This is a genomic window from Roseibium album (assembly GCF_001404515.1).
Lineage (GTDB): Bacteria > Pseudomonadota > Alphaproteobacteria > Rhizobiales > Stappiaceae > Roseibium > Roseibium album.
Window position 1 is genome coordinate 60,066 of record NZ_CXWE01000014.1, and the last position, 25,862, is coordinate 85,927.

The 25,862-nt window shown below is 54.4% G+C and carries 21 protein-coding genes; 19 read left to right on the forward strand and 2 right to left on the reverse strand.

Annotation, left to right across the window (positions count from 1 at the left end; genetic code table 11):
- Positions 1–11: 11 nt before the first annotated feature.
- From LA5095_RS29915 to LA5095_RS30005, 19 genes are all read left to right on the forward strand, one after another.
- Positions 12–1,439: a YfcC family protein gene (locus LA5095_RS29915; RefSeq protein ID WP_055391629.1), complete on the forward strand. Its 1,428-nt coding sequence runs from the start codon at positions 12–14 to the stop codon at positions 1,437–1,439.
- Between the two features lie 45 nt (positions 1,440–1,484).
- Positions 1,485–2,852, forward strand: coding sequence for an amino acid permease (locus tag LA5095_RS29920; protein WP_055391657.1), 1,368 nt, complete (start codon positions 1,485–1,487; stop codon positions 2,850–2,852).
- Positions 2,853–2,866: 14 nt separating this feature from the next.
- Entirely contained in the window at positions 2,867–4,099 is a 1,233-nt protein-coding gene (locus LA5095_RS29925; RefSeq protein WP_055391630.1) for an arginine deiminase, read from the forward strand.
- Positions 4,100–4,162: 63 nt separating this feature from the next.
- Positions 4,163–5,164, forward strand: coding sequence for an ornithine carbamoyltransferase (locus LA5095_RS29930; RefSeq protein WP_055391631.1), 1,002 nt, complete (start codon positions 4,163–4,165; stop codon positions 5,162–5,164).
- A 4-nt stretch (positions 5,165–5,168) separates the two neighbouring features.
- Complete coding sequence (gene arcC / locus LA5095_RS29935; protein ID WP_055391632.1) at positions 5,169–6,101, forward strand: carbamate kinase; 933 nt, start codon at positions 5,169–5,171, stop codon at positions 6,099–6,101.
- Positions 6,102–6,975: 874 nt separating this feature from the next.
- Positions 6,976–9,297: a carbamoyltransferase HypF gene (gene hypF, locus LA5095_RS29940; protein ID WP_055391658.1), complete on the forward strand. Its 2,322-nt coding sequence runs from the start codon at positions 6,976–6,978 to the stop codon at positions 9,295–9,297.
- Between the two features lie 193 nt (positions 9,298–9,490).
- Positions 9,491–11,371, forward strand: coding sequence for an NAD(P)H-dependent oxidoreductase subunit E (locus LA5095_RS29945; protein ID WP_055391659.1), 1,881 nt, complete (start codon positions 9,491–9,493; stop codon positions 11,369–11,371).
- Positions 11,368–12,096 (forward strand): 2Fe-2S iron-sulfur cluster-binding protein, encoded by a 729-nt coding sequence (locus tag LA5095_RS29950; RefSeq protein ID WP_055391633.1) that lies wholly within the window; start codon positions 11,368–11,370, stop codon positions 12,094–12,096. The genes LA5095_RS29945 and LA5095_RS29950 overlap by 4 nt, the downstream gene beginning before the upstream one ends.
- On the forward strand, positions 12,093–12,662 hold the full coding sequence (locus LA5095_RS29955; RefSeq protein ID WP_055391634.1) for an NADH-quinone oxidoreductase subunit B family protein: 570 nt from the start codon (positions 12,093–12,095) through the stop codon (positions 12,660–12,662). Before LA5095_RS29950 ends, LA5095_RS29955 begins: the two co-directional genes overlap by 4 nt.
- 14 nt (positions 12,663–12,676) lie before the next feature.
- A complete protein-coding gene (locus LA5095_RS29960; protein WP_055391635.1) occupies positions 12,677–14,119 on the forward strand; it encodes a Ni/Fe hydrogenase subunit alpha in 1,443 nt (480 codons plus the stop codon).
- 56 nt (positions 14,120–14,175) lie between these two features.
- On the forward strand, positions 14,176–14,634 hold the full coding sequence (locus LA5095_RS29965) for a hydrogenase maturation protease (RefSeq protein WP_055391636.1): 459 nt from the start codon (positions 14,176–14,178) through the stop codon (positions 14,632–14,634).
- The gene (gene hypA / locus LA5095_RS29970; RefSeq protein ID WP_055391637.1) at positions 14,627–14,968 is read left to right on the forward strand and encodes a hydrogenase maturation nickel metallochaperone HypA; all 342 of its coding nucleotides are present in this window, start codon (positions 14,627–14,629) and stop codon (positions 14,966–14,968) included. The genes LA5095_RS29965 and hypA overlap by 8 nt, the downstream gene beginning before the upstream one ends.
- Positions 14,968–15,762: a hydrogenase nickel incorporation protein HypB gene (hypB, locus tag LA5095_RS29975; protein WP_055391638.1), complete on the forward strand. Its 795-nt coding sequence runs from the start codon at positions 14,968–14,970 to the stop codon at positions 15,760–15,762. The genes hypA and hypB overlap by 1 nt, the downstream gene beginning before the upstream one ends.
- An 11-nt stretch (positions 15,763–15,773) precedes the next feature.
- Positions 15,774–16,043 (forward strand): HypC/HybG/HupF family hydrogenase formation chaperone, encoded by a 270-nt coding sequence (locus LA5095_RS29980; protein ID WP_055391639.1) that lies wholly within the window; start codon positions 15,774–15,776, stop codon positions 16,041–16,043.
- Positions 16,040–17,191, forward strand: coding sequence for a hydrogenase formation protein HypD (gene hypD / locus LA5095_RS29985; RefSeq protein WP_055391640.1), 1,152 nt, complete (start codon positions 16,040–16,042; stop codon positions 17,189–17,191). Before LA5095_RS29980 ends, hypD begins: the two co-directional genes overlap by 4 nt.
- On the forward strand, positions 17,188–18,225 hold the full coding sequence (gene hypE, locus LA5095_RS29990) for a hydrogenase expression/formation protein HypE (RefSeq protein ID WP_055391641.1): 1,038 nt from the start codon (positions 17,188–17,190) through the stop codon (positions 18,223–18,225). The genes hypD and hypE overlap by 4 nt, the downstream gene beginning before the upstream one ends.
- Positions 18,226–18,348: 123 nt before the next feature.
- Positions 18,349–19,713: an MBL fold metallo-hydrolase gene (locus LA5095_RS29995; RefSeq protein WP_173937435.1), complete on the forward strand. Its 1,365-nt coding sequence runs from the start codon at positions 18,349–18,351 to the stop codon at positions 19,711–19,713.
- Entirely contained in the window at positions 19,710–21,251 is a 1,542-nt protein-coding gene (locus LA5095_RS30000; protein ID WP_055391642.1) for a thymidine phosphorylase family protein, read from the forward strand. Before LA5095_RS29995 ends, LA5095_RS30000 begins: the two co-directional genes overlap by 4 nt.
- A complete protein-coding gene (locus tag LA5095_RS30005; protein WP_055391643.1) occupies positions 21,252–22,145 on the forward strand; it encodes a ribose-phosphate pyrophosphokinase in 894 nt (297 codons plus the stop codon).
- Positions 22,146–22,258: 113 nt separating this feature from the next.
- Here LA5095_RS30005 and LA5095_RS30010 read toward each other — a convergent pair whose 3' ends face one another.
- Positions 22,259–22,918 carry a hypothetical protein gene (locus tag LA5095_RS30010; protein ID WP_144436215.1) on the reverse strand — a complete coding sequence of 220 codons (660 nt, stop codon included), beginning with the start codon at positions 22,916–22,918 and terminating at the stop codon, positions 22,259–22,261.
- Between the two features lie 170 nt (positions 22,919–23,088).
- The gene (locus LA5095_RS30015) at positions 23,089–25,770 is read right to left on the reverse strand and encodes an HAD-IC family P-type ATPase (protein ID WP_055391645.1); all 2,682 of its coding nucleotides are present in this window, start codon (positions 25,768–25,770) and stop codon (positions 23,089–23,091) included.
- Between the last annotated feature and the right edge of the window lie 92 nt (positions 25,771–25,862).

Here is a 25,862-nt window from a genome sequence, read left to right on the forward strand (position 1 = left end):
GAGAAGTCGAGATGTCAGAGGAAACGTCGACTGCGGAGGAAAAGAAGTTTCAATTTCCAACCGCGTTCACAATTCTGTTCGGACTGATCATTCTCGTTGCCGCGGCAACCTGGGTCGTTCCCGCAGGTGAGTATAACCGGGAGATGAATGAATCTCTCGGGCGGGAAGTTCCGATCCCTGGAACCTATCACAGGGTTGAAGGTGACCAGCAAGGAATTGCCGATGTTTTCCTGGCTCCGATCCGCGGTCTTTATGACCCGGATACGAACGAAGCCAATGCGATTGACGTTGCCGTTTTTGTTCTTGTGATCGGCGGCTTCTTGATGGTGGTGACCCGAACCGGCGCGATCGATGCCGGGATCGGCAAGGTCATGACAGCGCTTCGGGGACAGGAAAAGTGGATGATCCCGATCCTGATGGCATTCTTTGCCGCTGGAGGGACCATTTATGGCATGGCTGAGGAGTCATTGGCGTTTTACGCACTCATTATCCCGGTGATGCTGCGAGCAGGATACGATTCCTTGACGGGTGTTGCTGTCATCATGCTGGGCGCAGGCATGGGAACGCTGGGCTCGACGATCAATCCGTTCGCAACCGTGATTGCTGCGAACGCCGCAGGCATCCCGTTTACCGAAGGCATTATTGCCCGTTTCATCATCTTAATTCTTGGATGGCTCGTGTGTGTTGCCTGGGTCATGCGCTATGCAGAAGGTGTCAAAGCTGATCCAATCCGCTCGCTTGTCTATGACATGAAGGCGGATAATGAAGCCCATTTCCTGAAGGGTGGAACGGGCGGGGATACCAGCGAATTCACAACCACGCACAAGATCGTTCTTGTCGTCTTTGTCGCCAGCTTTGCACTCCTGATTTACGGGGTTTCGGTCCTGGATTGGTGGATGGGCGAAATGTCTGCGATGTTCCTCGCTGCTTCCATTTTGGTCGGTGTAATTGCGCGAATGGGCGAGCATGAGTTTGTCGATACGTTTATCGATGGAGCCAAGGATCTCCTGGGTGTGGCTCTGATAATAGGCGTTGCGCGCGGGATCGTCGTGGTTATGGATGCAGGCAAGATCACGGACACCATCCTGTATTGGTCTGAACAGGCCGTCAGCGGACTTGGAACCATTGCTTTCATCAATGTGATGTTCTGGCTCGAAGTCGCACTCTCTTTCTTTGTACCTTCGTCTTCCGGTCTTGCAGTATTGACGATGCCAATCATGGCTCCGCTAGCGGACTTTTCAAATGTTTCCCGAGATGCGGTGGTCACGGCCTATCAATCCGCGAATGGTCTTGTGAACCTGGTCAACCCGACATTTGCGGTGGTCATGGGTGGTCTGGCGATTGGGCGTGTGAGCTATGACAAGTGGCTGCGATTCACCTGGCCGCTTTTGCTGATTTTGACCGTCCTCATCATGATTGTCCTGAGCGTTAGCGTGTAACGCTCCAGACAACCCATGGGTGCTCTAACGTTCAATGAGGCTGGAATGGACCAAAAGGTCAACACAAGCTCCGGGACACTGCCAAACAAAGCGAAGTCAGGTCTCGGTTTGATCGCCTGCATTGCGTTGGTGGTGGGCAACATGATCGGCTCCGGTATCTTTCTGTTGCCAGCTACGCTTGCGCAGTTCGGAGCGATATCGATGGGGGGCTGGGCGCTTACATCGCTCGGAGCGATTGTGCTTGCCCTCATCTTTGGACGTCTTGCACGGCTTTCCTCGAAACCCGGTGGCCCCTACGCCTACTCGCGGGAAGGTTACGGTGATTTTGCAGGCTTCCTGATTGCCTGGGGGTACTGGATTGCCCTTTGGTCGGGCAATGCGGCCGTTGCCGTGGCCTTTACGGGATACCTCGGGTTCCTGTTTCCGGCGATTGCCCAAAACAGCCTTTATGGCCTCGGGGCCGCGCTGATTGCGATCTGGTTCCTCACCATGATCAACATCCGCGGTATCAAGGAGGCCGGACTTGTCCAGATCATCACAACGGTACTGAAAGTTTTGCCCCTTGCCGCAATCGGACTGCTGGGCTGGTTCTGGCTTCAACCGGACAATTTCACACCTGCCAATCTTTCCGGCCAATCAAATTTGTCGGCGATTTCTGCAACCGCTGCGCTGACACTTTGGGCGTATCTTGGACTGGAATCCGCCACCGTTCCGGCTGGCAATGTCTATCGTCCCGAAGTCACGATCCCGCGTGCGACTATCTTGGGCGTCTTGTTGGCTGCCGCCATCTACATGTCGGTCACTGCGGTGGCCATCGGGGTCCTGTCAGCAGATCGCCTTGCCCGGTCAGAAGCACCTCTTGCGGATGTCGCGGTTGTCATGTGGGGCGGCCTCGGCGGCATTCTGGTCGCCGCCGGCGCTGTTGTCTCCACGTTCGGAACGTTGAATGGTTTCACACTCTTGTCCGGTCAGGTTCCCTATGGTGCCGCATTGGACAGGGTATTCCCGGATATCTTTGCGCGGGTCACGGAGGCCGGCACACCTGCAAATGCTTTGATCATCTCGAATGTACTGGCCAGCTTGTTGGTGGTTATGAACTTTTCACGCGGTCTGGTGGAGGCGTTCACCTTCATCATCCTCCTTGCGACCATGGCCAGCCTCGTGCCTTACGCGTTTTGCGCCTTTTCCGAGATCGTGATCCGCCTCCGCCGGGGAGAGACGCTGCGCGACCGGTCATTGATTGGCATCACAGGACTTGGAATGCTCGGGTTTATCTACTCTTTGTGGGCCATCTATGGGTCTGGGGAAGATGTTGTTTTTTACGGTTTTCTGCTGCTGCTCGCGGGCATTCCCGTTTACGTGCTCATCCGCGTCCGGCAGGCAAATTCCACATCAACCGAAACACTCTATTAAACTGGGAGGCCATCATGGCGACACTAGGTGTTCATTCGGAAATCGGAAAACTTCGAAAAGTTATGGTTGCGCGGCCTTCCGTCGCCCATGAACGGCTGACCCCCGGCAATTGTCATGATCTGCTCTTTGATGATGTCTTGTGGGTACATCAAGCCCGGGTAGATCACGATGACTTCCGGCTCAAGATGAAAGCTCATGACGTCGAGGTGTACGATCTTCAGGATCTTTTGGCAGAAATGCTGGATCAAGCTGTCGACGGGCGGAAATTTGTTCTCGACCGCCGGATCACGCCGAATATGCTTGGCCCTGGACTTGCGCATATTTTGCGACCCTGGCTTGATGAATTGGAAGGCGCCAAACTGGCGCGCCTGCTAATGGGCGGCATTACCATTCACGACATTCCCGAAGAGCTGGTGACACCTCTTATGAGAGAGGCAATCAGCCCGACGGACTTCCTTTTGAATCCCATCCCCAACTCACTTTTCCAGCGCGACCCGTCCTGCTGGATTTATGGCGGGGTTACAGTCAATCCGATGTATTGGCCAGCGCGCAAACCGGAAACGCTCTACCAGCGCGCCGTCTATAAATTCAATCCGATGTTTACGAAAGAAGACTTTGACATCTGGTGGGGTGACAGCGACGAAGACTTTGGCCATGCCAGCATGGAAGGGGGCGATGTCATGCCAATCGGCAAGGGTGTTGTCCTGATCGGTATGGGCGAGCGGACAACCCAGCAGGCGGTTCAGCAAGTAGCCCGAAAGCTGTTTGAAAAAAATGCCGCTGAAAGGGTGATCGCCTGTGCCATGCCCAAAAGCCGGGCAGCAATGCACCTAGACACAGTATTCTCCTGCCTCGACCATGACAAAATCACGGCATTCCAGGAAGTCGTTGATGAAATCACCTGCTACAGCCTGCGGCCGGGCGAAGAAGATCAGATTGTCGATGTCAGAAAAGAAGAACGGCATTTGTTTGATGTCTACAAGGAGGCGCTTGGTCTCGATGATCTGATGGTGATCGGGACCGGCGGCAACGAATTTGCCGCAGAGCGTGAGCAGTGGGACGATGGCAACAACGTTGTCGCGCTCTCTCCAGGTGTCGTCGTCGGATATGACCGTAACACCTACACAAACACCCTTTTGCGCAAAGCAGGCATCGAAGTCATCACCATTCGTGGAGCCGAGCTTGGCAGAGGCCGCGGTGGGGGTCACTGCATGACCTGCCCAATTGTGCGCGATCCGGCTTACTGAGCCTGACATGCCTCGCGGTGGGACCTGCGGGGCCTATTCAACCAGAAAATCGGGAGACGGGAAATGGCCTTTAATCTTCGTGGACGCAGCTATCTGAAAATCGCTGACTTCAGCCAGCGGGAAATGCTTTACCTGTTGGACCTTGCGCGTGATCTGAAACGGGCGAAATACTCCCGGTCGGAAACAAAGGCGCTTCGGGACAAAAACATCTGTCTGATCTTTGAAAAGACCTCGACCCGTACGCGCTGCGCTTTTGAAGTCGCAGCTCATGATCAGGGGGCGCATATTACCTACCTTGATCCATCGGGCTCGCAGATCGGTCACAAGGAATCCATGAAGGATACGGCCCGTGTGCTCGGTCGAATGTTCGATGCCATTGAGTTTCGCGGTTCGGGTCAGGACATGGTCGAACAGCTGTCGGAATACGCCGGTGTGCCGGTTTACAATGGCCTGACTGACGATTGGCATCCAACGCAGATGCTCGCCGACATGTTGACGATGGTTGAAAACTCCGACAAACCGCGCAGCCAGATTGCTTACGCATTTTGTGGTGATGCCCGCAACAACATGGGCAACTCGCTTTTGATGCTCGGCGCAATGATGGGCATGGATGTGCGTATGGTCGCACCCAATGAGAACCAGAACCACGATGATGTTGTCGAAATGGCAAAGGCCCGGGCGGCAGAAACCGGCGCACGCATCACCATCACTGATAATGTCGAAGAGGGCGTGAAGGATGTCGATTTCGTACACACTGATGTCTGGGTGTCGATGGGCGAACCTGCGGATGTCTGGGAAAGCCGGATCAGGCTTTTGACGCCCTATCAAGTCAATATGGATCTGATGAAAAAGACCGGCAATCCAAATGTGAAATTCATGCATTGCCTCCCGGCCTTCCACAATACGGAAACCAAGGTCGGCAAGGACATTCACGAAAAGTTCGGCATTACGGAAATGGAGGTCACCGAAGATGTCTTCGAAAGCCCGATGAATATTGCCTTCGAGCAGGCGGAAAACCGCATGCACACCATCAAGGCGATCCTCGTTGCGACCTTGGGAGCCTAGAGTCATGAGAGTTGTTGTCGCGCTCGGCGGCAACGCTCTTCTCCGGCGCGGGGAAGAGATGACCGCCGACAATCAAAGAGCAAATGCACGTGTTGCTGCCAGGGCACTTGCTCCAGTCGCCGAAGAGCATGAAACCGTCATAACTCATGGAAATGGTCCACAGGTCGGCCTACTTGCGCTTCAGGAAGCCGCCTACGAAGAGGTGGAAGAATATCCGCTGGATGTTCTCGGCGCCGAGACCGAAGGTATGATCGGCTATATGATCGAGCAGGAGCTCGGCAATCTTTTGCCATTTGAAAAACCTTTGGCGACGATCCTGACAATGGTTGAGGTCGATCCGGATGATCCGGCATTCAGCGATCCGACAAAATTTATTGGGCCTGTCTATTCAAAGGAAGTCGCTGAAAAGAATGCGGCTGAAAAAGGCTGGTCCATCAAGGCGGATGGTGACAAATGGCGACGCGTGGTGCCATCCCCCTTACCGAAGCGGATATTTCAGCTAAAACCGATCAAATGGCTGTTGGAGCACGGATCGGTTGTGATCGCCGCCGGTGGCGGTGGTATCCCAACCATGTACGATGCCGCGGGCAAACTGACCGGTGTTGAATGTGTCATCGACAAGGATCGTTGCACGTGTCTGCTGGCCCAGGCAGTAGAAGCCGATGCCTTTGTCATCGCGACCGACGTGGATGCTGTTTATCTGAACTGGGGCACGGAAGAAAAAAAAGCGATCCGCAGGGCTAGTCCGAATGCCATGGATACCTATGACTTTCCGGCAGGGTCCATGGGCCCGAAAGTGGAGGCAGCCCAGATCTTTGCACGTTCTACTGGCAAGACCGCCGTCATCTGCACATTGGCTGATATCCCTGAAGCGCTGGCAGGACGGAGAGGCACAACGATCTCGGAGCATGTTGGTGAAATCGAATTTGCTTTGTAAATCTTTGGATACAACTGCCCCTTTGCAAGCGAAAGACACTCTTACCAAGGAGCGAAAAACGCAAACAGTGAATTTGGCTTTGAAGTTGTAACACGACAAGAAAACGACACCGATCCAGTTCGGCCTATGTTGGTGCGTTCCAATGAGTACGTTACTTCTTCAACCAAATGCGTCGAGGATTTTTCGCATCTAATTTGTTTCGTAGTCCGCTGCCAGTCAAACCAAGGAAACCAAACACACGGAGAATGGAGAGCGCATGACCGCTGCGGGCCGAAAGCGACCGCCTGCATATTGACGTCGATGTCTGAGTGAGCACCTTACGCGCCTTCGACACACAGTGATTGAACGGCAGTTTTGGGTCGGAATTGCCAAAGCATTGGGGACAGATGAAAGTGCGAATAACCCTATCAAAGCAAGTCACCAGTGTCCTGTCGGCCTTAATTGGAACCCATGTTGAAACCGCAATGAGAGATTCACGACCGGAATTGAACAAGCCGAACGGCTTGAGGCATCGCAATTGATTGCCTGGGGTGAGGATCACGGGCATCGCCTAATTTCTATTGAAAACTAATGACTTGTGAGAAGAGGTACCAATACGGAAAACAATCCAGGTAAGTGGAAGTATTGGCGGCAGCGGTCCTCCACCTCCAATTCCAGCCACAACAGTCGAGCTGTGTTACAACCTAATCTCTGAATGAAACACCGAATGGTGGCAAGTGGATTTGGATCCACCCTGTTTTAGGTCATCGTAGCTGAGCCAGCTTCGATGTGCCTGAATTCTTCCTCTATGAAAATCGCTCAATTTGCCCCATTGATGTTGAAGTCAAACAGCGGTGGCGACGCAACTTCACCGAACCGATTGCAAGTGATCTGGATGGGTAAACGTATTCTGGTCAAGGGACTGGTACAGGGGGTTGGGTTTCGGCCGTTCGTCTGGAGGTTAGCGCGGGAATTGGGTGTCACCGGACACGTTTTCAACGACGGTGCCGGCGTTCAGATTGAGGTCTATGCTCGGTCTGAGACCCTGGACACCTTTCTGGTTCGCTTGAAAACCGAATGTCCCATTCTAGCTCGAATTGACCTGATCGATGTGTCATCTTGCCAAAACAAAAGCCCGCCAGGCCTCTTCAGGATCATTCACAGCGAAGATGGCCATGTCTCTACCGGCGTTGTTCCCGATGCTGCAACCTGTCCGGCCTGTCTCGCCGAAATCATGGATCCTGCGAACCGGCGCTACGGGCATCCGTTTTCCAATTGCACGCATTGCGGACCGCGCCTGTCTATTCTGCGGCACATTCCTTATGACCGGGCCTCGACAACCATGTCGGTCTTTCCAATGTGTTCCGCCTGCCGGTTGGAATACGAAAATCCTGCGGACCGCCGGTTTCATGCCCAACCGATCGCCTGCCCGGATTGCGGTCCTGATATTTGGTATGAGAATACAGACCGAAGCATCTCAAAGCGTGATCCGATAAAGACGGCAGCGTCCAATTTGAAAGCCGGAAAAATTCTGACCATCAAAGGTCTGGGAGGCTTTCAGATCGCGGTTGATGCTGGCAATGAAAAGGCAATCGCGGAGCTTCGGAAGCGCAAGCACCGCCCTGACAAACCTCTTGCCCTGATGGCACGGGATCTTGATCAGATCCGCGATTACTGCCGCTTGAATTCCGATGAGGCCACGCTTCTGGCAGGTTCGGCAGCCCCGATCGTGCTTCTTCAAAAGTTTGGGCAGAACCTTGCGCAAAACATTGCCGACGGACAAGACAGCCTGGGTTTCATGCTTCCGGGTACGCCCCTGCATCACCTTCTGATGGCCGAGCTTCAGCGGCCAATCGTTCTGACATCAGGCAACTTGTCGGACAATCCGCAGGAGATTGGAAACGAAGGGGCCCGACGCCAGCTCGCCGGCATTGTCGACGGGTTCTTGATGCATGATCGGGAGATCTATAATCGCCTCGATGACAGCGTAGTGCGTTCTGACCGTGCCGGCCCGGCCGTTCTGAGGCGTGCACGTGGACTTGCTCCAGCGTCAATACGTTTGTCACCGAAGCTCGCCGATGCTCCAAGAGTGCTTGCCATGGGCGGTGAGTTGAAGGGGTCCTTTTGCATGTTGAACGGTCAGGACGCTGTCTTGTCGCAACATATCGGGGACTTGGAAAACGCCAAGACTTTTGCCGACTACAAAAGGATGTTGAAGCATTATCTGGAGCTCTACCGGTTCGAACCGGAAGTGATCGCCGTCGACTGTCATCCGCAATATCTTTCAACGGTCTACGGCGAACAACTGGCTGATGAACAGGGAGCTGATCTTGTCCGGGTGCAGCATCACCATGCTCACTTCGCGGCATGTCTCGCAGAACACTCCGACACTTCAGGTTCCATCGAAACGGTTCACGGGATCATCCTGGACGGCCTGGGCTGGGGGGATGACGATACAGTCTGGGGGGGTGAATTGCTGAAGGGGGGCTTTTCCGGTTTCGAACGCCTGGGCCACTTCAAACCGGTCCCCTTACCTGGTGGTGCAGCGGCAATCCGTGAGCCCTGGCGAAATCTTGCCGCTCATTTGTTTGATGCGTTCGGCCCAAACTATCGTGATCGACTTGGCGGAACTCAATTGTCAAAAGCCTTCGCCGAAATGCCGGTATCGGTTCTTGATCAGATGATGTTGACAGGGGTGAATACACCTGCGTCCTCTTCGGCGGGACGATTATTTGATGCAGTTGCGGCCGCGCTGGGGATCTGTTTTCACCGCCAGAGTTTCGAAGGCCAAGCTGCCATGCTCCTGGAAAGTTTGGCGCGGAGCCACGTAGAAACGCAAATTGCGTATCCCGTCACAGCAAGCCTGCAGCCTGCGGTTTTGTTGTCATTTGGCGAGATGTGGCTGGAGTTGGTGACCGATCTGAAAAGAAATATCCCGATTGAGCAGATTGCGGCCCGGTTCCATCTCGGATTGATCGATGGTCTTGCGAAGGCCGTCCAACTTTCCGGAGCAAGACCTCCGGAGACGATCGTGCTTTCGGGCGGCGTCTTCCAGAACGCGATCCTGCGAGACGGCGTGTCGCGCAAACTGCAAAGAGATGGGCACAACGTCCTAACCCACCATATTGCTCCTGCCAATGACGGCGGCCTCGCCCTCGGGCAGGCGGTGATCGCGGCCGCAATAAGCACGGATGTCCAGGTTCCTATCCTCGACTAATCGTCGGATCAGATCTGTTTTCTGCCAAGTTGATGTGGCTCAAGGACAGGGTGATGCAGCTTTGAGAGCTTAAACAGTCAGGAAACTTCCATGAGCGAATAGACGATTTCCGGTTGAACGGAAGCGTTCATCCCGTTCAAATTGATCTCCGCGATGACACACTGCGATGGAAAACAGAAGGAGAATGTGCGCCATGGAAAATGGTCGCAGCAGTTCTGGCAAAAAAGACACCTCCGTCTGTGAGATACCATCTGTAGCGGCTGGTGAAATTGCGGCGATCTGCAAGACTCATGGCAATGACAAGCACCGCATGCTTGATATTCTGCGCGATGTTCAGGACCGCTATCGCTGTATCTCTCCTTCGGCCCTTAATCGGATCGCCGAGGCGACCGGGTTGACCCGGATCGAAGTCGAAGGTGTGGCAAGTTTCTATTCATTCCTGTCCCTGACGCCCAGGGGACGCATCAGCATTCGTCTCTGCGACGACATTGTGGATCGTTATACGGGGCTGGAAGCTGTCACTTCTGTCTTTGAAGAAGTTCTGGGAATCCGGGTTGGGGAAACGTCTCCCGATGGTGCGTTTTCGCTTGAATACACGCCCTGCATCGGCATGTGCGACCAGGCTCCGGCGGCCATGATCAATGATGTTGTCCTGACCAAACTCACCGTCGAAACAGCAAGGCACTTTGCGAAAACGCTCAAATCGGGCCAGTCGCCGGAAGATCTGATCAGCGACCGGTTCGCGTCACTGACACCTCATGAGCGGGCAACACGCATGGTCGACAATAATGTCCGCCATGCCGGGGACGTTCTCCTTGGGCCTGTACCGGAGGAAGCCGGCTTGAATCATGCCATAGGCATGACACCGACCCAGATCTTCACAGCGATTGAAGAAAGCGGCTTGCGCGGTTGCGGCGGAGCCGGTTTTACCACGGGCAGGAAGTGGCGTTTTGCCGCCAGCGAACGGGCTGAACAACGCTTCGTGATCTGCAATGCGGATGAAGGCGAACCTGGAACATTCAAGGACCGGGTGCTGCTGACCGAACGCCCGCAGTTGATCATTGAAGGCATGACCATCGCAGCGCGGGCTATTGGTGCGAGCGAGGGCATTCTTTATCTGCGTGGTGAATATGTCTATCTGCGCGAGCTTCTGGAACAGGCATTGGAGGAACGCAGGCGACGTGGTCTTCTGGGAGAAAACATACTCGGTATCAGGGGGTTCAACTTCGACGTCCGGCTTCAATTGGGTGCTGGTGCCTATATCTGCGGTGAGGAAGGTGCCTTGATCAGTTCCTGTGAAGGTTTGCCTGGCGAACCCAAGACCCGACCACCGTTTCCAGTCAACCGGGGTTATCTTGGTTTTCCGACGGTGGTCAACAATGTCGAGACCTTTTGTCACGCCGCGCGTATTCTGGACAGGGGCGCCAGGTGGTTTCGCGACATTGGTACCGAAGGCTCGCACGGAACCAAACTCTTTTCCATCTGTGGCGATTGCCTGAACCCCGGCATCTATGAACTCCCCTATGGCCATACGGTCTGGGAAATCCTGGAAAGAGTTGGAGGCGAGGATGCGGCAGCGGTCCAGGTGGGGGGCCCGAGTGGAACGATGATCGCGCGCGACAGCTTTCACCGCAAGCTCACCTTCGACGATCTGGCCACTGGCGGGGCGATCATCGTGTTCAACGGCAAACGCAATATCCTGGAAATCGTCGAATACTACATGTCGTTCTTCGTGCATGAGAGCTGCGGCTATTGTACCCCCTGCCGGGTCGGCAACGTTTTCCTGCAAAAAGCCATCCGGAAATTCCGCAAGGGTCTCGCCAACCCAGAGGACATCGAATACCTGAAGGATCTTTCCGGCACGATCATCGAGACGAGCCGTTGCGGGCTCGGGATGACGTCGCCCAACCCGGTTCTCACCACCTTGCAGAATTTTCCGCTGGTCTATGCGGCAGTCACCAAGCCGAACAAGGACGGGATCCGTGACACGTTCAATATCCAGTCGGCCATTGATGGCGCGCGCAAGATTGCCAAGCGCCGTTCCTACATCTTCGACAGGGATTTCACTCAATGAGCGGGACAAAAAAGGAAACCGGCTTCTCCTTCACCATCGATGGGGTGGAAGTCACGGCATATGCGGGTCAGACGATCATGGAAGCGGCCGATGAAGCCGGGGTCTATATCCCGAGGCTGTGTGATCATCAGGGCCTGCGCCATCAAGGCAGCTGCCGGGTCTGCACAGTGAAGGCCGGCGGGCGCAGCGTTGCCGCCTGCACTCAGCCAGCAGCCCCAGGTCAGGCTGTTGAAAACGAGACCAAGCACTTGAACAAGATGCGGCGTGATCTCGTCGAAATGCTGTTTCACGAGGGCAATCACCTGTGTCCGATCTGCGAAGCCAGCGGCAATTGCGAACTTCAGGCCATGGCCTATCGACTGGACATGACCGAGACCACACGTTTCCCTTATCTGGAACCCTGCCGCGCGCTTGATGCGTCGCATCCCGACATTGCTCTCGACACCAACCGCTGCATCAGTTGTGGACGCTGCATTCGGGCTTCCCAGGATGTCGATGGCAAGGGTATTTTCGGCTATGTAGGGCGAGGCATCCATCGGCGCGTTGCCGTTAACGGCGAAAACCTCGCAGATACCGATGCTGAAGTGTCGGATCATGCGATTTCCAGGGAGGTTTGCCCGGTCGGATGCATCATCCGTAAGCGCGTCGGCTTCGTGACGCCGATCGGTGAACGGGAATTCGACAATGGGCTGATCGGTCACGAGATCGAGGAGAAGCGTAAATGAGTGAGCTTCCCAAGGCTCGCATCGCGACTGCCTCTCTGGCCGGATGTTTCGGTTGCCACATGGCGATCCTGGATATCGACGAACGGCTGATCGAGTTGATGAAGCTGGTGGACGTTGATCGCTCACCGTTGACCGACAAGAAAAGGTTCACGCAACGCTGCGACATAGGGATCATTGAAGGCGGATGCTGCAATGAAGAAAACGTGCATGTGCTGCATGATTTCCGGCGCAATTGCGATGTTCTGATTGCACTCGGACAATGCGCGATCATGGGTGGGTTACCGGCCATGCGCAACGCCATCATGCATTCCGACGCACCGCTTCGCGAATGTCTGGACGAGGCCTATATCACCGGCCGCTACATTCGCAATACAACCCATAACGTTCCCAACGACCCTGCTCTCCCTCTTCTGCTCGACGAGGTCTATCCCTGCTCGCAGGTGGTTGAAATCGACTACCAGATCCCGGGATGCGCACCTGGCGGAGACATCATCTTCGACACGTTGTCCAGGCTTCTGACTGGCAAGTTCCAAGGCTTCGAGCGTGAAATGATTAGGTTTGACTAGGGCGGAAGATCAAGATGACTGAACCCAGAATGATTGAAATTTCGCCGGTTACCCGCGTGGAGGGGCATGGCAAGGTGACCATTCACCTCGATGAGGAAAACCGTGTCGAAGAAGCACGACTGCACATTGTTGAATTTCGAGGGTTCGAGCGGTTCATCCGAGGCCGATTAATGTGGGAAGTTCCGGTTATCGTCCAACGGCTATGTGGAATCTGTCCCGTCAGTCATCACCTGGCTGCTGCGAAGGCCATGGACATGATTGCAGGGGTCGATGAGCTGACACCGACCGCTGAAAAGATGCGCAGGCTCATGCATTACGGTCAGGTGATGCAAAGCCATGTTTTGCATTTCTTTCACCTGGCAGCCCCCGACCTTCTCTTCGGCTTCGGAGCCCCCGCAGAAAAACGAAACATTTTCGAGGTGATCAAGGAAAAGCCCGAACTTGGCAAACGGGCGGTCTTGATGCGCAAATACGGTCAGGAAATCATAGAAGCGACGGCGGGCAAGAAGATCCACGGAACAGGCGCGATCCCGGGTGGCATCAACAGGAACCTCACAATCGAGCGCCGTGATCATTTTCTCGGCTCGATCGATATGATGATCGAGTGGGCTCTGGACGCAGTCAAGCTCGCGCGTGACTACACACAGGAACATGAGGCCCTGGTTGCGGAGTTTGGCTCCTTTCCGTCGAATTACATGTCCCTTGTCCGGGAAAGCGACGGAGCGTTGGATCTCTACCATGGCAGCCTGCGGGCGCTGAGTTCCACCGGTGATCTGATCTTCGATCAAATACCCTACACCAGATATCATGAACTGATTGTGGAGGACGTTCGCTCCTGGTCCTATATGAAATTTCCGTTCATCACGGAACTCGGTCCAGAAGCCGGTTGGTATCGCGTTGGACCTTTGGCGCGTATGAATACGGCAAGCTTTATCGACACCCCCTTGGCAGATAAGGCGCATGCCGTTCTGAAGGCAGAAACCGGCGGCGTCCCGAACAACTCGACACTTGCCAACCACTGGGCGCGCATGATCGAGGTTCTGCACTGCATTGAAAAAATCCGCGAGCTGCTTAACGACCCTGACTTGCAAGGTACGGACCTGATTGCAGAAGGCCAGCGCCGTGAAGAGGGGATCGGCGTGATTGAGGCGCCACGCGGCAACCTCATCCATCATTACAAGGTCGACGAGCACGACCAGGTGACCTATTGCAATCTCATTGTTTCCACGACCCACAACAATGAAGGCATGAACCGGGCGGTGAAAGACGTCGCGGTCAAACACCTTTCCGGCCAGGCCCAGATTACCGAAGGCATGCTCAATCATGTCGAAGTGGCCATCCGCGCTTACGATCCTTGCCTTTCCTGTGCGACCCACGCGCTTGGACAGATGCCGCTTCAGGTGGAACTGTTCGATGCGGAGGGCAGCATGGTCGACAGCAGGAGGCAGTCGATATGAATTCAAGAGTACCTGACAGACCAAGCATCTAGTGGAATTGGAGGCACTGGAAGAACATGCTTTTGATCGGCTACGGCAACCCGGGACGCGGTGACGACGGACTTGGTCCGGCATTCTCCGAACGCATTGCCGAGCGCTCCCTGCAGGGCCTTGAAGTCGATACCGATTACCAGCTGGTCGCAGAGCATGCGCTTGCGATCTCAGTACATGAACTCGTGATATTCGTGGATGCGGAAATTGAAGGGGAACACGCTTTTTCCTTCAAAGAAGTCCAGCCCGCTTTACCGCAGACAATCGGCAGCCACAGCTTTGTGCCAGAGACCGTCTTGAGCCTTTGCACAACACTCTTCGGCGTCACTCCTTGCGCCTATGTGCTCGGAATATCCGGACTGGATTTTGGCGAGATCAAGGAGGGACTCTCCACGCAAGCGTCCGAAAACCTGGTTGAGGCCGAAGCATTCTTTTTGAACTGGCTAGAACACCGGGCACTCGAAAAGGGGGCCGCGCATGCATGAACTGTCATTGTGCGAAAGCATTCTGGAAATCCTGAAGGACCGGGCGGCCAGAGACAATTTCACAGAAGTCAGACGGGTCTGCGTCGACGTCGGTCCACTTTCCTGCGTTGAACCGGACGCACTTCAATTCGGCTTTGACGTTGTCATGAGGGGATCCCTGGCTGAAGGCGCAAAGCTCGAGATTTTCCGGCCTCCGGCAGAAGCGCTTTGCCTGACTTGTTTCAAGACCGTCCCGGTGCAACGCAGATTTGACACGTGTCCGGAATGTGGTGGCGAAGCATTGCAGGTCACAAGCGGTGAAGAGCTCAAGATCCGTGAATTGGAGGTGGTGTGATGTGTACGGTTTGCGGTTGCAACGACACGCAAGGTCACAAGCATGAAGCCGGTCAGGTTCATTATGGCAAGGGCGAAGCAGGCACATCTGTCGCAGGCATGAGCCAGCAACGTCTGATCCAGATCGAGACGGATATCCTTGGCAAGAACAACAGTCATGCGGACCGCAACAGGAGTGTGTTTTCGAAAAACGGCATCCTCGCGCTCAATCTGGTTTCAAGCCCGGGCTCCGGCAAAACCACGCTTCTGGTTGAAACCCTGAAGAGGCTATCCGGAAAGGCACCAGCGTCCGTTATTGAGGGAGACCAGCAAACCTCAAACGATGCCGACCGGATCCGAAAGACAGGAGCAGCAGCCGTACAGATAAACACCGGCAAGGGTTGTCACCTCGATGCACATATGGTCGGGCATGCGCTGGAAAAGCTCCCCCTGGATCCGGGCAGTATTCTCTTTATCGAGAATGTCGGCAATCTTGTCTGTCCTGCAGGTTTCGACCTTGGTGAGGCCGTCAGGGTCGTGATCCTGTCTGTGACGGAAGGTGAGGACAAGCCCCTGAAGTATCCGGATATTTTTGCCAGCGCGGATCTAGTGATCCTCAACAAGACAGATCTTTTGCCGCATCTGGACTTCAATGTCGAACAGGCAATAGCCCACGCGAAAAGGGTCAACCGAAAAATAGAGGTTATTCAAATGTCTGCAAAGACCTGTGAAGGCTTCGATGATTGGCTCGGCTGGCTCGAAGATGCTCGCGAGCGTCAGGCTTTGCGTGACTGCCAGACCAAGGCTGCAGAATAGGAGCGCCGATCATGTGTCTTGCCATCCCTGCCCGCGTGGTTTCTCTGGATGCCGACGATATGGCCACGGTAGCGCTTGAAGGCATCCGCAAACTGGTATCAACCGCGCTCATAGATGACGTCGCCGTCGGTGAGTATGTGCTTGTTCATGTAGGTTTCGCCTTGCACAAACTGAGTGAAGAAGAAGCCGATCGAACCCTCAAACTCATGATGGAGGCTGGTGTTCTTGCCGAAGAGCTTGAGGAAATGGCTGCAGCCGGTTCAACTGGGGACGCGCCATGAGATATGTCAGCGAATTTCGCGACGGTTCGCTCGCCCGAAAACTGGCCAGGGCGATTGCGCAAGCTTCCGATCGCACACGGAACTACCACCTAATGGAATTCTGTGGTGGTCATACACACGCAATTTTCCGGTACGGTGTTCAAGACCTTGTCCCTGAAAATGTGAAGTATGTGCATGGCCCGGGTTGCCCCGTTTGCGTGTTGCCGGTGCGAAGGCTTGATGATGCCGTTGAACTGGCGCTCAACCATGATGTCATCCTGTGCACCTATGGCGACATGATGCGCGTGCCGGGCACCAAGCAGAAAAGCCTGATCAAGGCCAAGGCGGAAGGGGCTGACATCCGCATGGTCTATTCCACGCAAGATGCGCTCAGGATTACCCGTGACAACTCTCATCGCGAGGTCGTTTTTTTCGCAATCGGCTTTGAAACGACAACACCCCCCACAGCCGTTGCCATACTGCAGGCCAAGGCCGAAGGCTTGAAGAATTTCACGGTTTTCTGCAACCACGTGCTGACCCCGCCAGCAATTGCCCACATCGTCAATGCACCGGCGGAAGAAGGAGAAGACCCGGTGCGGATTGACGGCTTTCTAGGCCCGTCTCATGTCAGCTCGGTCATCGGGTCGAAACCATACGAACCTGTTGCAAGGATCTATAGAAAACCTGTGGTGATTGCCGGTTTCGAGCCGCTGGATGTCATGCAGTCGACATTGATGCTTATCCGCCAGATCAATGAAGGCCGTCATGACGTGGAAAACCAATACACGCGGGTCGTCACCCGGGACGGCAATCGAAAGGCGCAAAGACTGGTTGAACAGGTGCTGGAGCTGCGGAGGGAATTCGAGTGGCGTGGTCTTGGAACAGTGCCGCAAAGCGCGTTGAAAATTCGGAAAGACTTTTCGGATTTTGACGCGGAAAAGCGTTTCCCGGTCAGCCCCAAGACTTCACGGGAAGTAAAATCCTGTGAGTGCCCGGCGATATTGCGCGGTGCGAAGAGACCGACAGAGTGCAAACTCTTCGGAAACATCTGCACTCCGGATAATCCCATGGGTGCCTGCATGGTGTCGTCCGAGGGCGCTTGTGCGGCCTACTGGACCTATGGACGCAAACGCGATGCTGCAGCAGCAATTAAGGAGGCTGCTGTATGAACAACACTGGAAAAGGGCAAAGCTTCAGAACCGGGACGGTCGACATGACCCACGGTGGTGGTGGTCGTGCCATGGCTGTACTGATCAAGGATCTGTTTTACCGGCATTTGAAAAACCCCGTCCTCGATCAGGCACATGATGCCGCCGTGTTCGATATACCGCCAGGACGTTTGGTGATATCGACCGATGCTCATGTTGTCTCGCCTCTCTTTTTCCCTGGTGGAGACATCGGTTCGCTTTCGGTGCACGGTACGTTGAATGATGTTGCAATGGCTGGAGCACAGCCTGTTTCCCTTACTGCAAGCTTCATTCTGGAGGAAGGATTTCCGCTAGCGGATCTTGAAAGGATCGTGATGTCGATGGCGCAAGCATCAAGTCAAGCTGGCGTTCCGGTTGTTTCAGGAGACACCAAGGTGGTTGAGAAAGGAAAGGGTGACGGCGTCTTTATCACAACAACAGGGGTCGGCGTTCTTCCTGAAGGTGTTGCAATTTCACCTGGTGCGGCCCAAGCCGGACAGGTCGTTCTGCTGTCCGGGCCAATCGGCGATCACGGCGTTGCCATTCTCTCAAAACGGGAAAACCTGGAATTCGAGACCGAGATCAGGTCTGACAGCGCAGCCCTGCATGGACTTGTCGAAAATATGATTTCAGCGGTGCCCGACATTTCGGTGCTGCGCGATCCAACCCGGGGAGGACTGGCAACGGCGCTCAATGAAATCGCACATGCCTCAGGTGTCGGATTTGTCCTTCAGGAAAAGGAAATACCGGTCAGACCGGATGTCCGCGCGGCATGTGAACTTCTGGGCCTGGACCCGCTCTATGTCGCGAATGAAGGCAAACTGATCTGTATCTGCGAGGCTGCGGATGCGACGCGGCTCTTGGACATAGCGCACGCCCATCCTCTGGGGCGCGAAGCTGCACGGATTGGTGAGGTGGTGGAAGATGGCGACCGAATGGTTGTCATGCAGACTGACTTCGGCGGCGCCCGTGTCGTCGACTGGCTTTCCGGCGAACAATTGCCGCGGATCTGCTGACGCTGGCAATTCCGGAACCACATTCTTTGGGTTCTCGGTGTTTTGCCCTGCCACAATTCGCGGCAGAGATCGTTCAGATACATTTGCCGACGTAATGCGCGGCACAACTGAATTGGTGCAAAAATGACTATCAAACTGACGTTTCTAGGTGGTGTGGGAACAGTTACCGGTTCAAAGTATCTGCTGGAAGCGGACGGCCTCCGCGTTCTGGTCGATTGCGGGCTATTTCAGGGATACAAGCAGTTGCGACTTCGCAATTGGGAGCCTCTGCCAGTTGACCCCAAAACGATTGATCTTGTTGTTCTGACACACGCCCATCTGGATCATTCCGGCTATCTTCCCCTGCTTGTGAAAAATGGTTTCGATGGACAGGTTGTCTGCACCAGCGGTACACGTGACCTGTGTGAAATCTTGCTCCCGGACAGTGGCTTCCTGCAGGAAAAAGACGCAGAATTTGCCAATCGTCATGGCTTTTCCAAACACCATCCCGCGTTGCCGCTTTATTCGAAAAGAGATGCTGAAATCTCCTTGAAGCAACTGTTTCCGATTGACTTCTACAAAGAATTCGACTTTCGCGGAAAACTGAAAATCAGTTTCCACGGGGCCGGTCACATACTAGGTGCGGCAATCGTCAGATTGACCTGGCAAGGGCTTACGGTCGTCTTTTCTGGCGATCTTGGTAGATACGAAGATGCAATTATGCTCGACCCCTCTCCGGTCGACCATGCAGACTATCTCCTCGTTGAATCCACTTATGGAAACAGACATCACGAAAAAACTGATCCAGAGGATGTACTCGCCGACGCAATCAACCGAACGGCTCATCGCGGTGGAACAATACTTATTCCTTCATTTGCCGTTGGGCGTGCGCAATCGCTCCTATTCCACCTGCATCGTCTCAAAACAACGCAACGCATCCCCAATCTACCCATTTTTCTTGATAGCCCAATGGCCGTGAAGGCTACGGACGTATTCGGCAAGCATATTGGCGACCACCGATTGACAGCAAGCGAATGCGACTGGTCCCACAACACGGTGCACTACGTGAAAGATGTCGAGGAATCAAAGGCACTTGACTGGAACCGAATGCCTAAGGTGATAATCTCGGCCAGCGGCATGGCAACTGGTGGCCGGGTTCTGCATCATTTGAAGCACTACGGACCTGACCATCGCAACATGATCCTGTTCGCCGGATACCAGGCTGGCGGTACGCGAGGAGCAGCGATCACGTCCGGTGCCAAGAGCGTAAAGATCCACGGTGCGCAAGTAGAGATTCGTGCGGAAGTTGACAATTTGCACATGCTCTCGGCTCACGCTGACTGTGATGAAATCATGCGGTGGCTCGGCCAATTTGATCACGCACCCAAAATGGCATTCATCACGCACGGAGAAGCTGACGCCGCGGATGCGTTGCGTCATCGAGTGGAAAGTGAATTCGGCTGGCAGTGTTCCGTGCCGTATTACCGCGAAGAAGTTCTGCTGGCATGATTACCGAGACCAAGACATCGACAGGCGAAACAAAGCAGGGCGTCAATATCCTGCATGCAAGACGGTTGGGTATCGACACGCAATACGAAGCAATTGTTTTCATGCGAAGCGATTGTCCCATCTGTCATTCGGAGGGCTTTAGTGCTCAAACACGAATTCGCGTGTCATACAAGGACCAGTCGGTCATTGCGACGCTCTTTCAGACCGCGCCCGATATGCTGGAGCACGGTGAAATTGGACTCTCGGAATCCGCCTGGCATCGTCTTGGTATTCTAAAGGGCGAAACTGTCTCCATTTGCCATCCTCGTCCGCTTGATTCCCTCAGTAATCTGAGAAGCAAGATTTATGGCCGGCCGCTTGAGGCAAATGCAGTCAGATCCATTTTCGAAGACATCGTATCCGGCCGATATTCAGACATTCACCTGGCTTCTTTCATTACCGCTTGTTCTGCACGCCCGCTCGATCACTCCGAAATGGTGGCTTTCACAGGGGCCATGATCGATGCGGGAGATCGTCTTCAGTGGGACACGTACCCTGTTGTCGACAAGCATTGCGTTGGCGGTCTTCCAGGCAATCGCACCTCGCCAATAGTTGTGGCGATCGTGACGGCTTGCGGACTGACCATGCCAAAGACATCCTCCCGCGCCATAACCTCTCCTGCGGGAACAGCCGATACAATGGAGACACTCGCACCGGTAGACCTCGACATCGCGGCCATGCGACGTGTTGTTGAAAAGGAAGGGGGGTGCATTGTGTGGGGTGGTGCGGTTCGGCTCAGTCCAGCAGACGACACACTTATACGCATTGAGCGGGCACTCGACCTGGATAGCGAGGGCCAGCTCGTCGCCTCGGTTCTTTCCAAAAAAATTGCGGCCGGTTCGACTCATGTCATTCTCGATCTGCCGGTTGGTCCAACGGCTAAGGTCAGAAGTCAAAATGCTGCACACGCACTTTCAAGAGACCTGGTAGCTGTCGCCCTTGCATTTGACGTGGAAGCACGCACCGTTATTTCCGATGGCCGGCAACCAATCGGCCGTGGTATCGGCCCTGCCCTTGAAGCGCGAGACGTGCTTTCCGTATTGCAGGGCGCCACAGATGCACCACCAGATCTCAGAGACAAGTCAATTGCACTTGCCGGGCATTTGCTGGAACTTGGTGGAACGATAGAAATGGGTTCCGGTGTCAAACTTGCCGAACGAGCTCTGGCCGACGGCAGCGCATGGAACAAGTTTCAAGGTATTTGTGAAGCCCAGGGAGGAATGCGAAGACCACCTGAAGCGCTCCATCGTCATCCCGTTTTTGCAAAGGAATCGGGAAAGGTGACCGCAATAGACAACAGACGCCTTGCAAAAGTGGCGAAACTCGCCGGGGCCCCAGGAGCCAAAGCGGCCGGTCTTGAAGTTCACACACGCATCGGCACAGCAGTATGTGTCGGAGAACCGCTCTACACAATTCACGCGGAAGCACCTGGAGAACTGGATTACAGTCTCGAGTATGTGCAGGAAAACAATGATATTTTTGAGCTGACGGAGTTATGAATGCAGCCTCTGCTCGTATGCCTTCAAGACGATGACGGTCTTGCCGCTGCAGTTGAAACGGCAATCGGAGCGAGACGCGTCCAACTTGAAAGACGGCAGTTTCCTGATGGCGAAACATACATTCGGTTTGATACCGAATTACGAGATCGCGACGTCATCTTGTTTTGGTCGCTCGACAATCCGGATCGCAAGACTCTGCCGCTCCTGTTTACCGCCATGGCTGCACGGGATCTGGGTGCAGCGTCGGTTGGTCTGGTTTGTCCTTACCTTGCCTATATGCGTCAGGACGAACGCTTCCGATCGGGTGAAGCCATCACTTCAATCCATTTTGCCAAACTTCTGTCGAACCATTTGGACTGGCTCGTAACCGTCGACCCTCACCTTCACCGGCATGATTCACTTTCGAAGATTTTTGATATTCCTGCCATCGCCGTACATGCAGCGCCCCTCATTGCCGAATGGATCCAACAGTCAGTGGAATGGCCTTTGCTCATCGGCCCGGACGAAGAGAGCCTGCAATGGGTTGCCGCCGTTGCGAAAACGGCGCAAGCGCCTTTTACTGTGTTGCGCAAAACCCGTCACGGGGATCGCAAGGTGGACGTGTCATTTCCCGAAGTCGACCGGTGGCGTGGATATACACCCATTTTAGTGGACGATATAATTTCAACCGGTCAAACGATGATCAAAACGATCCAGCACCTTGTTGAGGACGGCATGCAGCATCCTATCTGCATCGGCGTTCACGGAATTTTTTCAGATGAAGCATTCCACGACATTATGAAGGCTGGAGCGAACAAGGTCGTAACAACAAATACGATTTGTCATCAGTCCAATGCTATTGATCTGAGCCAGTTGCTTTCCGCCGCGGTAAAAGACGTTCTCTCAAAATCGTAACTTCCATGCTTATTACGCACCGATATCTCCGTACGTGCATGTACCAACCTGATCAGATTGAGACCTGGATTGCCGAGAAAGGTTAACTCAGCCAACCAATTCGTACATGCGGCCTAATCCTGTGTTTCTGCTTTTGTAGTAATCTGGCGCGTCAATACCTCAACCATCGTCGGTATTTCATCTGCATTCAGACGACCGTGGTTCATTAGATACTGGGAAACAATCTGATCCGAATACCGGCCGATCAGCCTGCCATCGCGTATAACGAGTTTGCGACGCGCCAGTACCTTTGCACTCACGTGACAGATCCTGCATTTGCGAAAGAACAGCCTCCCCGATCGCGAGATGTCCGAGAACAAATCGACCAAGACGTCGACCTCTGCCGCAGACAGGCCTCCATGCCCTGTTTCCAGGACTGCCGAAACCGGCCGATGTGACATCCGGCTGACGAGGTCGTTTTCGCGGTTCTCCAATACCTCAAAAACGAACTCCCCGGCATGTGCTGCATGACATCCAGAGCAAGCTCGCTCGTACAGAGCGTGTGGGTCGATTTGTTGTGCCCCGCCTGCGCTGCTCCAGAAAACCAGAAACAAAAGCAACAATGGGATTTTCATGGATGGCATTGCTTGCTTTTTCACGCTGCAATTACTTTTAACCATTGCACTTGCTTCATCGAAGGCTGTTTCCCGGCCGCACATGTATGTTATCGCCGTCCAGGATATCGCGCCTTGATAAAGGTTAGTTCGAGGGATGAATTTTGCTGGCGCGATCACACTGCGCTTGCAGGTTCGAACGGTACCTCACAAAATTTACGGCTCTTTCAATCAGTTGCTTGGCACTGGTGACACTGCAACTTCGAGAGGGGATTCACCGGCTGGATGTGAGCATTACAGACAACAGCGCAGCAAAGCTGCTGCGCCTGAAGCCATCGAAAACAAGCATTTCAATTTCTTTTTTCACCACCTCCCGCCAGTATCAGGCGCAAACGTTTTTCCGTCTCTATAGTGGCGAAGAAGACCACACCAATCCCAATGATGACGATGCCGTCAGTCAATGGAACTGCCGACGTCCCGAGTATTGGTTGCACCGCCGGCAGATAAGTTATGGCGAATTGCGCGGCAGTGACGACGACCAGACTGATCCAAATCGCGGGAGTTCCCTTGAAGGCTTGCATACTGATGGAAGTGCTAAAGATGTTTCTGACGTAAAACAGATGAAATATTTCCAGCACAACCAGCATATTCATTGCCATTGTCTGTGCCAGCTCTAGTGAATACCCCTTTTCGATCGCATAGCGAAAGAGGCCAAATACTGCAGCCAGAAACAGCCCTGTCACGAAAAGCACATGCCATACCAAAACACCGGTCAGCAGCCCTTCATTATGCGGACGCGGTGGCTGACGCATGGCTTCTGCCTCTGCAGGCTCATAGGCCAGCGCAAGACCAAGGGTGACAGCGGTAATCATGTTTACCCAAAGTATCTGGACCGGTGAAACAGGCAATGCAAACCCGAACAGAAGTGCTGCGGCGATCGTTGCAGCCTCGCCGGCGCTGGTCGGCAGAACCCAACTCACGACCTTTCTGATGTTGTCCCAGACAGTGCGACCTTCGCGAACTGCAGATGCGATGGAGGCGAAATTATCATCCGCAAGGACGAGTTCAGCAGCTTCCTTGGTCGCATCTGATCCGGTGATACCCATGGCAACCCCGATGTCCGCGCGTTTTAGGGCGGGTGCATCGTTTACTCCATCACCGGTCATGGCAACAATCAAATCACTCGCCTGAAGCGCCGTCACAAGACGCAATTTGTGCTCCGGAGACGTCCGGGCGAAGACATTCGTATTCAGTGCAGCTCCGGCCAGCACCGTGTCATCCATCTGCTCGATATCCTCGCCCGTGAGAACCTTGTCCGGGCTCTTCAAACCGATCTGCCGACCGATTGCGGCGGCGGTTCCCGCATGATCTCCCGTTATCATTTTGACCTTGATACCTGCACGGTGGCACTCTGCAACGGCAGCAACGGACTCTGATCGCGGTGGATCAATAAGGCCCACGAGCCCGATAAAGCTCAATTTGCCTTCAAGATTGCTCTCAAGCTCCTCCTCTGGGCTGACCCTCCCCTGCGCGAAGGCAAGTACGCGCTGACCCAGTGCAGCAATGCGATCCATCTCGATCTGCCAATAGTCATGGTCGAGGGGGCTGCTGCCATCACCTTTCATTTCCTCCGAACACATTTCCAAAACACGCTCGGGTGCGCCTTTGACCAGAACCAATCGGGTGTCTGTGTCTTTTTCAACCAGAACAGCCATGTAGCGACGATGCGCATCGAACGGAATTTCCTGTAGGCGGGCCCATCCATCCTTCGTCACACCCGCCTTGGCGGCGAAAGCAAGCAAAGCCCCTTCCATCGGATCGCCTTCAAACCGCCACACATCATCAGTGGCATGCAAAGCGCCATCATTGCAAAGCAGTGAAGCACGGGCGATTTCCATCAGATCACTGTCAGACCGCTCGCCGCATTCGATCTCAATCTCGCCGAAAGGAGCATAACCTTCACCGGCAATCGTGAAGCTTTTCTCCTTGGTAACGACTGACGTCACCATCATTTCGTTGCGCGTCAACGTGCCGGTCTTGTCAGTGCAGATCACCGAGACTGCCCCAATCGTCTCGATTGCAGGCAAGCGGCGGACGATGGCGTTTCGTTTCGCCATGGCCTGCACCCCGACGGCAAGCGTTATGGTCATGACTGCGGGAAGTGCCTCGGGGACGGCCGCCACGGCGAGACTGACGGCTGCCATGAACATTTCTTCGAAAGCGATATGCCGGACATGGTACCCGAATAGAAGCAGGCCGACGGACGCCAGCAAGATAAGAACAGTCAACCATCGTGCGAACCTGTCCATCTGGACAACGAGGGGCGTTTTCAGCACCTCGACTGAACCCAGCATTTGACTTATCCGACCGATCTCGGTTGCTGTTCCAGTTGCTACAACGACGCCTCGGCCAGTACCTGAAGTGATCAGCGTGCCGCTGTAGGCCATTGACTTGCGGTCTCCTAGAACCGCGTCTCGAGCAACCGGGGTGGTTGCCTTGGCGACAGGAATCGACTCACCGGTCAGGATGGCCTCCTGCGCGTTCAGACCATGCACATCCAGTAGGCGCAAATCCGCGGCAACCCGGTCACCTGGCTCCAGCACCACAATATCACCAGGAACCAGATCGGCTGCGTCAATGCTGATGCGCTTCCCACCTCGCATTGCCGATGCACGGGGAGCCAGCATTTGCCTAATCGCCGCCATGGCGTTTTCGGCACGGCCTTCCTGGATGAAACCGACAATCGCATTGATCAACACCACGGCCAGGATCACGCCGGTATCAATAACCAGGCCAAGTATAGCGGTCACAATTGCACCGCCGATCAGCACATACATGAGAACATTATGAAAGTGCCGAAGGAAACGTAACATCAATGAGCGACGAGGCGCACTCGGTAGAATGTTCCGCCCATGTTTGGCCCGCTGGCGAACGACACCATCCTCAGACAACCCCTGCCGGAAGGAGGTGTCGAACTTTTGCAAACAGTCTTCACCGGTCAGGGCATGCGCGTCAAACTTGACCGAAGACATCAAAAACTCCCAACTTTTCAAGCTTGACCAAAGGCGTTTTCAATGTGACCGCCATGTGAGCACCTTCATCCTCGCTGGAACGAAATTCATGA